6 protein-coding genes are annotated in these 13,434 nt (G+C 72.6%); 5 read left to right on the forward strand and 1 reads right to left on the reverse strand.

Features of this window, described 5'->3' with window-relative positions; all coding sequences use genetic code 11:
- Positions 1–51: 51 nt before the first annotated feature.
- On the reverse strand, positions 52–813 hold the full coding sequence (locus ACH4RC_RS13710) for a hypothetical protein (protein ID WP_398199457.1): 762 nt from the start codon (positions 811–813) through the stop codon (positions 52–54).
- Positions 814–890: 77 nt separating this feature from the next.
- Between ACH4RC_RS13710 and ACH4RC_RS13715 the strand changes: the two genes are divergently transcribed.
- The 5 genes from ACH4RC_RS13715 to fxsT all read left to right on the forward strand — a co-directional run bounded on the left by ACH4RC_RS13715 (position 891) and on the right by fxsT (position 13,193).
- The gene (locus ACH4RC_RS13715; protein ID WP_398199459.1) at positions 891–5,993 is read left to right on the forward strand and encodes a hypothetical protein; all 5,103 of its coding nucleotides are present in this window, start codon (positions 891–893) and stop codon (positions 5,991–5,993) included.
- The gene (locus ACH4RC_RS13720) at positions 5,983–7,467 is read left to right on the forward strand and encodes a hypothetical protein (RefSeq protein WP_398199462.1); all 1,485 of its coding nucleotides are present in this window, start codon (positions 5,983–5,985) and stop codon (positions 7,465–7,467) included. The genes ACH4RC_RS13715 and ACH4RC_RS13720 overlap by 11 nt, the downstream gene beginning before the upstream one ends.
- Before the next feature lie 137 nt (positions 7,468–7,604).
- Positions 7,605–8,858: an SAV_2336 N-terminal domain-related protein gene (locus tag ACH4RC_RS13725; RefSeq protein WP_398199465.1), complete on the forward strand. Its 1,254-nt coding sequence runs from the start codon at positions 7,605–7,607 to the stop codon at positions 8,856–8,858.
- A 56-nt stretch (positions 8,859–8,914) separates the two neighbouring features.
- Entirely contained in the window at positions 8,915–9,994 is a 1,080-nt protein-coding gene (locus ACH4RC_RS13730; protein WP_398199468.1) for an AAA family ATPase, read from the forward strand.
- 130 nt (positions 9,995–10,124) lie between these two features.
- A complete protein-coding gene (gene fxsT / locus ACH4RC_RS13735) occupies positions 10,125–13,193 on the forward strand; it encodes an FxSxx-COOH system tetratricopeptide repeat protein (protein ID WP_398199471.1) in 3,069 nt (1,022 codons plus the stop codon).
- The last annotated feature ends 241 nt before the right edge of the window (positions 13,194–13,434 follow it).

The raw sequence follows: 13,434 nt of genomic DNA on the forward strand, positions 1-13,434 counted from the left end.
AGCCGTCGAGCGTCCGGCGGAGGCCCACGGGCCCGTTCCGCGCACGCGCTGTCAGCGCAGTGGTGGCAGGTCGGCTCGCAGGCGGTGGGGGCCGATCAGGTATGCGGCGTGCGGGCCGATGTAGAAGCGGCCGTGGCGGCCGTGGAGGATGTCGTCGGAGGTGACGAGCACCGCGCCGACATCTCCGGGATCGGCCGCGAGGGTGAGGAGGGCGTCGCGCAGGGCGATCGCCTCCGGGGTGTCGAGGTGAAGGTCGAACACGTCGAAGAAGCGGATCTGCCGGTAGGCGCGGCCCGGCACCTTCAGCGGTCCTTCCAGGACGTGCCGTACATGGGCGAAGTGCAGGTTCGCGATACCGGCGGTCAGTTCCGGGTGGCCGATCTCGGTCAGTTCCTCGGCCAGTTCGCGGCGCATCGCCTCGAGAGCGGTCTCCCGGTCCCGTTCCGCGTCGAGCCAGCGTGCGAAGCGGGGGAGGGCTCTGGCGGGAAGGAAGCCCCGCAGGTCGCTGTGCATGCGCCGGTCCACCCGGTCGTCCTCGCGAAAGCGCAGCCGGTCCAGGTCGGGACGGGCCGAGGAGTGGTACTTGAGTACGCCGCCGAACGGACCGTAGGAGTCGGGACGGTAGGGCGAGTGGACGAGGACGTGGTGATCGTCGTCCTGGATACGGAGCAACGAGGCGGCCGAGACCCGCACTTGGCGGCGAGGCCGCAGTGCGAGGGCGAGGAGGGACAGGCGGCGCCTATTGCGCCAGAGAATGGCGGCGAGCCAGCTCAGCAAGGCGACGAGCAGGCCCGTCCAGATCGCTTCCAGCATGGGTGTACCCGCCCCCCACGAGTGCTTTCGATGGGAGACTACCGGCAGACGAGCGTGCTGGGGGGCGAGTGGTGGAAGTGCGCTTCATACCGGAGTGCGGGATCGAGGACGGCGAGCGGGCCGAGATCGAGTGGGTGCTCAGCCGGATCGCCGTGGGAGAGGGCCCGGGGCGTCTGGTGCCGCCCGTGCACCGGGTGGAGGTCGTCCGGGTGATCACCGGCGGTCGCAGTGGCGCCCAGGTCCTGGAGATCCGGGTGCAGCGCGGAACGCCGGAGTTCTCCGAGTGGCACGTGGCGAAATTGCAGGAGGCGTCGGCCGCCCGCTCCGAATGGGAGGCGTACAAGGCGTACATGGCGCCGCTGGAGACTCCCTATCGCACGTCGGTCAGCGCGGTCAGCGCGACCATGCTCGGTTCGGGTGAGTCGCTGCCCGGCGATCGTGAGGTCGTCGTGTACCAGCACGTCAGCCAGCGGATCGGGGAGCCGGGACGGCCGTTGCTGACACTGGAGCAGCTCGCCGGGCAGGCCGTGGGCGGCTCGGGTGAGGCCCTGCGCAGCGCGCGGGCCGCCGTGCGGCGGCTGCTGCGGCAGCTCGGCGGGACCCTGTACCTTGCCGTGGCTCCCGACCCCCGGATTTCGCTGCGGTGGCTCAACCCCACCTTGGGGCCTGATCTGCTGGTGGAGGCTGACGACAGCGGTGCGCCGTCGGAGCGGGTCTATCCGGCGGATCTGCTCGCCGCCTCCTGCGCCGCGGACGAGGACGCGCGCGATCCGCGCCTTCGCGCCGGCAAGCGGATCGCCTTGGACGTGTCCTCGATCTCGTCCGCCGACGGGGTGCTGCTGGCGCGCCCCTCCCCGGACACCCGCGTCGAGCTGCGCCTGGCTGCAGGTGGTCAACTGCCGCAGGCAGCAGCGGACGGGAAGGCGGACGGTGGCCGGCTGCTGCATGCCACGGTGGTCGCCGCCCGCACCGAACGGTATGCGCGGCTGTGCCGTGAACTGCTCGGGGACGCGCTCGTCCTGGAGAACTCCGTGGCCAGGCTGGACGGTTGCGAGTTCGGGCATCCGTTCGCCCTGCTGCATTCCCTCCTGTGCGATCCCGTGGAGGGCTGGTTCTCGGCGTCCGCCCACGGCGATCTCAACGCGCGCAACCTCCTCGTGGCCGACGATCAGCCCTACCTCATCGACCATGCGCGGGCCGACGACCGGCAACCGCACATGAGCGATCCCGCCTGGCTGGAGCTGGACCTGCTGCGCAATGTCGTTGCCCCGAAGCTCGGTTGGAGCGAACTCGTCAGACTGCAAAGGGCGTTGGCGGTGCACTGCCGGCTGGGGCGGCCGACGGAGGATCCGCTCGCCGTGACCGGCGCCGACGAGTGGCCACTGGCGGGTGAGTCCGAACGCTTCGTGGCCGCCTTCCGGCTGTTGTGGCAGGTACGGGCCACCGCTCGCGGCATCTACCCGGACCGGGGGCGCCGTCCTTGGTGGCGGGAGTATCTCGCTCAGCTCACCCTGGCGGCCTGCCGGACCCTGAAGTGGCCGGCCGAGGCCCACGACCGTTTCAGCGCGGGCGCGGCGCTGGTGACCGCGGGCGTGGCCGGGGAGTGTCTGGCCGACCGCGGGAGCGGGCAGCCGGGAGCCTTCGAGCTGTGGCCGGCCGCCGAACTGCGCCCGCTGGCCGCGTGGCTGCTGCCCCAGCTCGATCCGGCCCGGAACGAGGAGCTCGGGCTGTTGCTGGACCTGATCGCGGCTCTCCCCTCGCTCGCCGGGCGCACCGCTCCCCCGCCCGCCACCGCGCCGGCGGGCTTCCTCGCCTCTGCCGACGGCCGCCCCACCACGCCCCGCGACCCGCTCACCGCTGCCCTCGAAGAGGCCCGCGACAAGGCGATCCGCGCGCTGTGCGGCAGCGCCGTGGAACGTCGGCTGCGCACACTGCGGCCCGGACGTTCGCCCTACATCGACCTGCGCGCCTCCACCGACGGCGGCACCCGCGAGGGCAGCGCGCTGCGGCTCTTGGCCGACGAACAGGCGGCAGTCCTCGTGGGCAGCGCCGGGGCGGGCAAGTCGACGGTGCTGCGCGAGCTGGAGTACGCCTACGCCCGTGCCGTCACCGGGGAGTCGACACGGCTTGGACTGGCCGTACGCATGCCAGTGTTGCTCTCGGCCGCCGACATCGCCCGCGAATGGCGCCCCGCCCTCCGGCACGACCAGTTGCTGGCCCGTATCGGTCGCGGCGCCGCCCCCGAGGAGGCCGCCACCTATGGAGATCTCCTGTCCCTCGACGGCATCCATGTGCTGCTCGACGGTCTGGACGAGGTCTCCGAGCAGGCCAGGACGACGGTGTCCCGGTGGCTGGAGCGCCTGCGTGCGGACCATCCCGCCGTCCGGTTGTCCGTCTGCCACCGCACCTCGGCCTACCATGCGGCGCCGGCCGAGATCCTGCGTCTGCCGACCGTGGTCCTGCACCCGGTCACCCGTGATCAGGCCCGTCATTACACGGGCGGACGGCTGGCGGGTCTGCTGTTCGACGACGAGGGCGCCGATGACACGGACGGCGGGGCGGGCGCTCCTTCGGGCTTGCGCAGGCTCATGGGAACCCCGCTGTTCCTGTGGATGGCCGTCGAGGCGCAGACGTCCCTCGATCCGCCGCCGCGGACGGTCGGTGAGTTGTTCGACGCCTTCACCACCTGGTACCTCACCGAACGGCATCACGAGGCGGAGAGCGACGGCGACAGCAACAGCAACAGCCGCTTCCGGTACGGCTTGGAGGACAAGCTGCCTCTGCTGGAAGCCGTCGGTGAACATCTGACGGAGAGCGGCAATCTCGCCCGCGGTCCCCTACGGCGGCTCGCTCCTCACCTGGGGCGGGTGCGCCCGGACTGGCGAGAGGTGCTCGACGAGGTGATCGCCTCGGAGTTCCTCACGGAGGAACACGGGGAAGTGGGCTTCTTCCACGAGCTGTTCCGTAGCTACTTCGCGGCGCGGGCGCTCGCCCGCTCCGCGGTCACGGACCCGGACCGGCCGCTGCGCAGGATCTTGCGTTTCGACTGGCAGGAAGCAGTCCGCATGCTGGTCGGTCTCCCGACCGAGGATTTGAGCGGCCTGACGCGGCTGCTGGAGACCGCCGCCTCGGCCGACCCGCGCTACGGCGCCTGGCTGCTGCGTCACTGCCTGGCCCCGCCCACCGAACTGACGCGGGTCTTCGTCGCACGCCAGAAGGAGACGCTGGAGGCCGCCACCGCGGGCCGCACAGCGTGGCAGCGGGCGGCCACCGCACTGGCGGTGCTGCGCCGGGAACCCGCCTGGTCGACGCTGGCGGCCGTCGCCGCCGGCCCCGGCCACCCGCCGGGCGCCCGGCTCTCCTCCCTGCGGGCCATGGCCGATCAGCTGAGCCGTGACACCGCCTCCGCCCGTCGCGACGGCGACCGCGGCAGCGCCGCACTCGACGCTCTGCGCAGGACCGTGGACGCCGTCCTCGGCGCCCCGCAACCGGCACCGACGCCGGTGGAGACGGCCGCTCTGCGGGCGATCGGGCGGGCGAGGCTGATGTCCCTCAGCGGCTTCGCGGGCGAACGTGTCCGGTCCGACGCACCCTGGCCGGTGGTCCGTGAGGCGTGCGCGGCCCTGGACTCGATGGACATCGCTCTGACGCCCCGTCAGCACAAGCACCGCGAGACCGCCTGTGTCCGACGGCTGCGGGAAGCCGATGCGGAGGCGGAGAGAACCTCGGTCACCGCTGAGAGCGCAGCCCTGGTGCGGGAGCGGGCCGAACTGCTCGCTCTCCTGGGGCAGTCACGCGATCCGATGGTGCTGGATCTGCTGCTGGAACACCGCTTCGCGCCGGGGCTGGCCGATCTGCCCAACTGGTCGGGGCTGTTGCACGGCCCGGCGCGCGCCCGGCTCGCAGCCGACCCCGACGATCCGGCGGCCGCTCTCCTGCTGAGCGAGGGTGAGGTGCGGCGGAAGGCGTTGCGCGTCTTCGCCGAGGGCGACGAACTGTCCGCGGTGGCCGCCGCGCACCGGGTGCTGTCCGACCCGGCGGGGCCACCCTGGGACCTGCTGGAGTCGGTCTCGACCGAATCGTCCGGCCACCGGCTGCTCGCGGCCGCCACCGCGATGGGCGGTCTGGGCCCGGCGGCGCTGCCCGTGGCCCGGCGGCTCATCCAGCGCATCACCGCCACGGCGCGCCCCGACCAGCTGGATGTGCTGGCCGCCCTGGTCACCGCGGTCGGCCGGCATTCGCGCCCGACGCGGGTCCGGCTGGCTCACCGGACTGCCCAGGAACTGCGACGGCACGGCGTGCAGGAGGCCGTACACGGCTCATGGGCCCGCACCTTCTACGAGTCGGAGATCGACGACGACGTCCTGACCCAGCTGCTGGAGCGAGGCGACGACGACGGCCTGGAGGAAGCCCTCGGCCATATGGGCGCGATCGACTTCCTGCTCACGGCGAGCGGGCGGCCGGAAGGTCTGACGCTCTCGGCGGGCGCACGGCGCCGCCTGCTGAGCCGGATCCCCGGTGACGAGACCGGGTTCGGCATCGGTTCCGTCCTGATCGAGACCCCGGAGGACGTGGTGCGGCGGGTGCTGGCCGTGTCCTACGCGGCGCTGAGGGAGGCTTCGGTGTTCGTCCAGGCCGTCGCGGACTCGACGGCGGCGGCCTCGACGCCGGTGCGCTACGTGCACTCCGGGCGCGGCGTCCTCGAAGTGGCCGTGTCCGCCCACGCCGTCACCGCCGTGGGGTGGTTCGGGCGGCTGGCGGCGGAGAGTCAGGACCAGCGCGCCATGCGGGCGGCACAGATGTGGCTGCAGCGACTGGACACCGCGGGGAGCCACCCCAGCCTGGAGCGGGCGCGGTTGGTGGGGCTCGGCCTGCTCGGCGTCTGGCGGCCGTTGCTGCTCGGGCTCGTACCGGGCGACGCGGTGCTGCACGAGGCCGCCGCGAATGTCGTGCTGGACTGGCTGCCCGCGCCGTACCCCACCGACACGCCGACCGATCACGCCGGCGTCGCCAAATGGATCGGACACCGTCTGGCCGCGGGGAGGGTGACCGATCCAGAGGTGCGCGAGGTGCTGTCCACCCTCGTGAGCGCGCTGGGCCAACGACTGGGCAGCTACGTTCACGATCCGACGCCGTCGTCGCCGGACGTGCCCGCGCCTGGGGGCCACCATGAGCGATGACGGCGGCACCGGCCGTCGGCACGGCACACCCGGCGAGGACGATCCGGCCCGGCAGGGCCGGCCCCCGCGGCCGTCCGCCTCCGACACCTCGCGGGTGCGCACCGCGCTGCTGAAGCTCCTGTCGGACGACCCGTCCGTCGTACGCACCGCGCAAGTCTGGCTGGACGAGCTCGAAGAGGTGCTGAACCGGCCTCTCCCGGTCGGCGGCGACGTGTTGGCGGCCGAGGCGCTGAGGACCGTCGTCGACACCTGTCTGAGCGAGCCGTTCGGGCTGCGGACCCTGGAACACGCGGTGGCCGCCACGGCGGGAAGCCCCGAGACGTTGCGCCTGCTCCCTCAGCTCGCCGACGAATGGCAGGCGATGGAGCTGCTTCCCGAGGTCGACTGGAGTGCCCTGCGCGCCCTCCTCATCCACCTGGAGCCGCCCACGCTCGCGGCGTTGGTCCGGCGCGCCGCGGGGGGACGCGTCAGCGCTCTGCCCGGCCGATGCACGACTGCCTGGTCGGCCTTCTTGCATCTGATGGGCCTCAATGTCCCGGCGTCCGGGCTGCCGCCCGCCGCCGAGCTCCTCGTACTCCTCGCCGAGGACGACCGGTTCCTCCGCACGCACGGCGAACAGGGGGCCGGTGTCCTGGGGGCCTGGCTGGACCGTTGGTCGCGAGCGTGGTCGCTGGATCCCGAACTGGACCGCGCCCGGCAACTCGCCCACCAGGAGAAAGGGGCACGCCCGGAACGGTTGCTCATGCTGCAACTGGCTCCCGACCTCCTCGACTCCGACGGGTACACGCTGTCGCGCTGGGTGGGCTCCGGTCACGACCTCGTGGCGGGCGAGGAGCAACAGGTCACTGCCGACGAAGTGGCGTCGTCAGTGGCGGACGTGATCGCGGAGGAGGTACGGGCGGCCGGCACGACGCAGGCGCTCACCGCAGTCGAACTCATCCTCCCGCTCGCGCTGCTCAATCTCCCGGCTGACCTCTTGCGGCGGGACGGCACCGCCGGGCTCGGCCTGCGTGAGCGTCCGGTGGTCGTCCGTAGCCTGGAACGACTGCGCAATCTGGCGACGCACGGGCGATGGGCGCGGCGCTGGGACCAGCTGAACGCCTCCGGCGCGCCCTCCTCGATGCACTGGAACCCCCTGGACGACGACGCCGGCGTCTCGGAGCTCGACGCGCGGCTGTCCTCGGACGCCGCCCTGGTGGGATGCGTGCTCAGCGCCCCGCCCGGCACGGGGAACGCGCGCGGCGACCGGGAGGCGGCGACCGCCCTGCGCCTGGGCATCCCCGTACTGCTCTGGGACATCGAGGACTGTTCACGCCCGGACTTCCGTGCCGCGGCCGCAGAGTTGCTCTCCCGGGACCGGCTCGTGGATCTGCCCGACCGGCTGCTCGATCTGCGCCGCCGTTCCCCGGCCGGGGAACGATTGGTGCTGCTGTGGGACGACCCGTACCGGCAACCGGTGTGGAGCGGACTGTGAGCGGGGAGCCCGAGGCGGTACGAGCGCCCGGCCAAACCTCGGGACCGGCGGAGGGGACCACGAGGCGGCCCGCCCGTTCGTGGGTGATGGCCCGCGCCCTGGAGCGTGCGCCGTGGCCGCGTCCCAGCGCGAGTGCCGTGGGCCCGCTCAGTGAACGGCAGATCGTGCGGGCGCTGCACGCGCTGGCGGACGGCGCGCCCTCGGACGCCTCCGAGAACCAGGCGTTCCTGGCCGAGGAGCTCCACCGTGACGCCGGGCCGGCGGGCCGTTGGGAGATGACCGTCGCGGTCGACAACGCGCTGTCCATGGAGGTCTGGCAACCCGTCGTTCGCAGACTCGTCGAGCTGCTGTCCTGGCTCGGCCTGTGCCGCCGGGACCGGGTCGTCGCCTTCGACAGCCATGGACCGCGGCCTTCGGCGGTCGGGTCGGTGCGCCTGCCGCCCGGACCGCTCCTGGTCCTCACCGACGGCATCGCGTCCGCCTGGCAGCTCGGCGCTCTGGACGCTCCTCTGCACGCCCTCGGTCAGGAACACTCCGTGGCCCTCGTCCACCTCGTGCACGACCGGCTGTGGCCGAGCACGGGGATCCGGCCCGAGCCCCTGACGCTGCTGGCCACCGGGGCCGACAGGGCTCCCTCCTGTCTGACCGACTGGGAGGGGGCGCGCCCCGGTGTCTTCCCCGTACCCGTCCTCGCTCTGCGGGAGGACCATCTCAAGCAGTGGGCCGACTTCCTGACCGGGGGTGCGAACGGCTGGATACGACTGCCTGCGATGCTGGTCCCCCGTGACCCGGCGCCCGTCGCACCGCAGGACGCCCCCGCCTCGGCCGCCGGCCTCCTGGCCGTGTTCGAGCACGCGGGCACCGAGTGGGCGCGGCGACTGGCCGGCGCTCTGGCCGCCGTGCCGCTGAACCTGCCGGTGATGCACCACGTGCAGTCGCGGCTGATCCCCGGTTCGGCGCCGCACCTGCTCTCGGAACTGATCATCGCCGGGCTGCTGGTCCCGGTGGTGGGCCGGAGTGTCATCCGCCGGCACGACCAGGTGACCTTCGACTTCCCCGACGGGGTGCGCGAATCGCTGCTCTCCTCGGCCACCCGCGCCGACACCGTCAGGCTCCACGAGGACGCCATGCGTTTCCTGGCCCGGGACCTCGGTGTCGTCGCTCTGCGGGGCTGGGACAGCCTCTCCACGCCTCCCCCTTCGGAGCAGGCCACCGAAGGGACCGTGCCGGAGACGGCGGCGTTCCACCGGGTGCGCGCGGCGGTCCTCGCTGCCGTGTCGGGCCCGTCCCGTCCGCCGCCCGGCGCGCCGACGGCCATGACCTCCGCGGGCGAATACGGCCGTTCCGCCGATCGCGGCGCGAATCTTCGCCAGGATGGGCAGACCATGTAGGTGCGTGAGTGCCACGGCATCGTCCGGCCGCGCCCGGCCGGCGAAAGGGGAGACGCGTGACCGCTGATGTCTTCGACCACGGGTCCGCGTCGGCGTCCGCCGAGGGGTGGGGGATCTACCGGGGCACGGGCGTGCCCCGCCCGGACGGGATCGACGCCCTGCCTCCCCCTCCCCCGTGGCGCACCTTCGACGGCGGTCCGGTCCACCCCGGCCCGCCCGAGGACGCCGACGAGACCCGACGCCGCCTGGGCACGCACACGCCGACGGTGCCGGGCAACGCGGCGCAACTGGACATCATCAACGCGGCGCTGTGTCTGCGGCGCCCGCTGCTGGTCACGGGACGGCCCGGTTCCGGCAAGTCCACCCTGCCGTACCAGATCGCCCACGAACTGCGCCTGGGACGTGTCCTGTACTGGCCCGTCACCAGCCGGACCACGCTTCAGGACGGGCTCTACACCTACGACGCCATCGGCCGCGTGCAGGCCACGGCGACCTGGCGGGCCACGCTCGACGTCCCCGGCGGCGCGGTCGGCGGGCCCGTGGCGGAGGGGGCACCCCCGGTCGGGGACTTCCTCGGTCTGGGCCCTCTGGGAACCGCTCTGCTGCCGTACGAACGCCCCCGGGTGCTGCTCGTCGACGAGTTGGACAAGAGCGACATCGACCTGCCCAACGACCTGCTCAGCGTCCTGGAGGAAGGCACGTTCGGCATACCTGAACTGGCGCGGTCCGAAGCCCGGTCACCGAGCTTCGACGTGCACACCGATGACCCCGGCGTCAAAGCCCCCGTTTGGGGCGGGCGCGTGCGCTGCCGGGCCTTCCCCATCGTGGTCATCACCAGCAACGGCGAGCGCGAGTTCCCCCCGGCCTTCCTGCGCCGGTGTCTGCGTCTGGACATTCCACAGCCCGGTGTCGAGGAGCTTGCCGCGATGGTGGCCGCGCACTTCTCGGTCGAGGTCGCGGAACGGGCCCGCGCGGTCATCGCGCAGTTTCACGAACGAAGCGCCAGATCCGGCGGTCTGGCCGCCGACCAGCTCCTCAACGCGGTCCACCTGATGACCGCGGGAGACCACCCGGCGCGGGGCGAGCAGTGGGACGATCTGATGGCCGCCGTGTGGCGGCGACTGTCCGACTACTGACCCGCCCACCGGCACAACGGCTCGCAGCGGACGGCGCCGTCCGGTGCCGCTGCCGCTGTGGGCGTGACGGTGTTGCTGAACGATTTCGACAGAACCAGCCGGGACGAGACCGGGGACGGGGGACCGAGCGATGACGCGACAACGGCCCGAGCCCTCTGGCGATCTGACGGCCATGGAGATCGCCGAAGCGATGTGGCTGGCGAGCGTGGTCAGCCGACGCGGCGGCGCGCTGGACCACCCGCCCCCCGGCCCACGCCCTCCGGAGGAGACCCCCGACTCCCGGGACTCCGAGCCGACGCCATCTACCGACCCTGACCTCCTGACCGGGAACGGGCATCCGCGCACCGAGCCCATGCCGCCGGCGGACGCCGCCGAGCAGCCCGCCGGCCCAAGCGCTTTCCTTCCGCGGCCTCGGCCGCCCGCGCACACCCCCGCGGCATTTCCCCGTTCCGATCCCCAGTCCGAGGGGCGGCGCGTCGGCGCGCCCCCGCTCGCCGCTCCCCTGGCGCTCGCCCGCGCGCTGCGCCCGCTGCGGACCCACACGGTGGACAGCTGCTCCACCCGGTTCGACGAGGCGGCCACCGCCCGGCGGGCCGTCGAGGACGACTTCTGGCTGCCCGTGTTCCGGCCGGCCCGCAGCCGCCCGTGGCATGAGGCGACGCTGATCATCGACGACAGCCCGACCATGAGTCTGTGGCACCGGACCGGAGCGGAGTTCGCCGAACTGCTCGCGCGGATCGACGCCTTCGGGGCCGTGCGGACGCTCAGGCTCGACACGACGCCCAGTACCGACGGCGGCCCGCCGGTGCTGCGCAACCGGACCCGAGAGGTCTCCCCCCGGTCCCTGGGCACCCCGGGCCGGCGCAGCGTCGTCCTGGTCCTGACCGACGGTATCGGACCGGCCTGGCGCGCCGGAACGGCGCAGACGCTGCTGCGCGACCTGGCCCGTACGCACACGACCGCGGTCGTGCAGTTGCTCCCCGAGCGTACGTGGGCGTGGACGGGCATCCAGGTGCGCCCGGCGCTGCTGCACCGGGCCGCGCACGGGCCCGGGAACGCGGAGCTCGCCCCGCTCACCCGGCCGGTCGACGCTCTCGACGGCCTGTCCCTCGACGACGAGGTGCTGGGCACGGAGGCAGGATCGGATCCGCTGGTGCCTGTCCTGAGGCTGCACCCCGAGTTCCTGGGCCGCTGGTCACGGCTGGCGGCCGGACGGCGCACGCGCGAGCCGTTCAGACTGCCCGTGATGCTCACCTCCCGCCCCGACGGCCCCCGGGGGTCCGCGGAGGTCCAGGCGGCCGTTCAGAGTGCCAGGGCCACCGTCAGGCACGCGCGCTCCCGGGTGTCCCCGACCGCATTCGACGGAGCCGTCCGTCTCGCCGCGTTGCCGCTCTCCGAGGCCGTCGTACACCGACTGCCACCCTTGCTGGACCCGGGTTTCCAGCAGGAGCACCTCGGTGAGCTCCTCGCGTCCGAGCTGCTGCGCCTGGAACTCGACGACGACGCCGGGGGCGGGAGTACCCGCTTCTCCATCGATTCCGACGTCCGTGCGGAGCTGCTCTCGTACGGCAATCGCGAGGACACCTACCGGTCCCTGCGACTGGCGCGCCCGCTCGTCACCGACCAGGCGCAACGCGAGGTGCTGACGTACCAACTGCGGTCGTTCCTCGGCGACCCGGTGACGCCGCCCGTGGTCACGGACGTCAATCGTGCGTACGTGACACTGTCGAAGGCGGTACTGCGCGCGCTCTCGGGACCTCGCGTCGCCCATGAGGACTCGGACTCCCTCCGCGCCTCTGAGGAGGAGGCGTCGACCGACCTCGCTGCGGGTCCGCGCGCCGAGCTTGCGGTGCATGACCGCTCCGCAGCACTGGGCCCTGTGTCGGAGACGGCCACGGCGCTGTCCACAGACACTCCGCCGTCCGCCGTCCGGTCACGCCGCACCACGAGCATCTGGTACGGACTGCCGCCACGGAACATCCACTTCACCGGCCGTGCGCGCGAACTCGGCACACTCGAGGACCGATTGCTGCCCGAGGGCCCTATGACGACCGTCGAGGCTCTGCTCGGCATGGGCGGGATCGGCAAGACGCAACTCGCCGTCGAGCACGTCTACCGGCACAGCAGCGCCTACGACGTCATCTGCTGGATACCCTCCGACCACCCCACGCGCATCGTGGCCGCCTTCGGGGAGATCGCCCGCCTGCTGGGCCTGCCGCCGTCCCCCGGCGCCCCCGCGCACGCAGATGTCCCCGCCGTCCTGGAGACGCTGCGGACCGGGGAGTTGTGGCAGCGCTGGCTGCTGATCTTCGACAACGCCGACGCCGTGCAGGACGTACAGCCCTTCTTCCCGCTCAGTGGCCCGGGACGGGTCCTGGTCACCTCGCGCAACAAGCAATGGTCCCACGTGGCGCGAGCCGTAGAGGTCGATGCCCTTCCCCGGCACGACAGCCGCGAACTGCTGCGCCGACGCGGTGAACACATCAGCCACGATCAGGCCGAGCAACTCGCGGACGCCCTCGGTGACCTGCCGCTCGCTCTGGATCAGGCGTCCGCCTGGCTGCTCGACACCGGCATGCCGGCAGAGGAGTATCTGCGTCTGTTCCGGAGCAGGGTCAGCGAGTTGCTCACCGTGGACACCCCACCGGGTCATCACGTGCCGGTAGCCGCCGCCTGGGATCTCGCCCTGGCCCGGCTCCGCGAGGAAGAACCGCTGGCGCTGCGCATCCTCCACGTCTGCTCCCAACTCGCTCCCGCACCGGTGCCGCGGGGCATGTTCGTCGCGCCCGGTGGTGGAGACTCCGCCCGGGACGCACTGCCTTCCACCAACCCTCTCCTCCTCGCGCGAGCGATCAGGGCGCTGAACCGGTACAGCCTCGCCCGGATCGATCACCGCGCGAACTCCATCCAGATCCACCGACTGCTCAGCGCCGTGCTGACCCACACCATGACCCCGGCCGAACGCACCTATGCGCGCCGAGTCGCCTGGCAACTCCTCGCCATCCAGCCGCCGGCCGCACACCTGACCGACCACCTGATCGCCTCAGGGGCCGCGACAGCCACCGAGGCGGGAATCCAGTCCGCTGTACGCGCCCAGTTGGACTGGCTCGAGTCCCACGGCTTCACGAAGGACAAGCAGCGGCTGTACCGCGAGGCACACGGCAACGAGGACACGGGAACCGGCACCTGCAATGGCTGACGACGCGCTGGCCCTCGGTCGGGTGGTCGGGTCGGCTCATCAGTAGCCGGGAGACCTTGCGGGCGCTGCGGGCCGGAGCCGGAGGAAGTGGCTGAGTGCGCGGGCGTCGGCGTGTGCGGGTGTCGGCGCAGGACACCTGAGGTGCCGCGCGGCGGGGCGGCCCGCTCGGCGCATGGGGGGCGTTGGATGTCCGGCTGCTGGTCGCCTTGGTCGTCCAGGAGGTCGTGGATCATCGGGCAGG

Origin of the sequence: Streptomyces sp. NPDC016845, assembly GCF_044332585.1 — a bacterium.
Classification (GTDB): domain Bacteria; phylum Actinomycetota; class Actinomycetes; order Streptomycetales; family Streptomycetaceae; genus Streptomyces.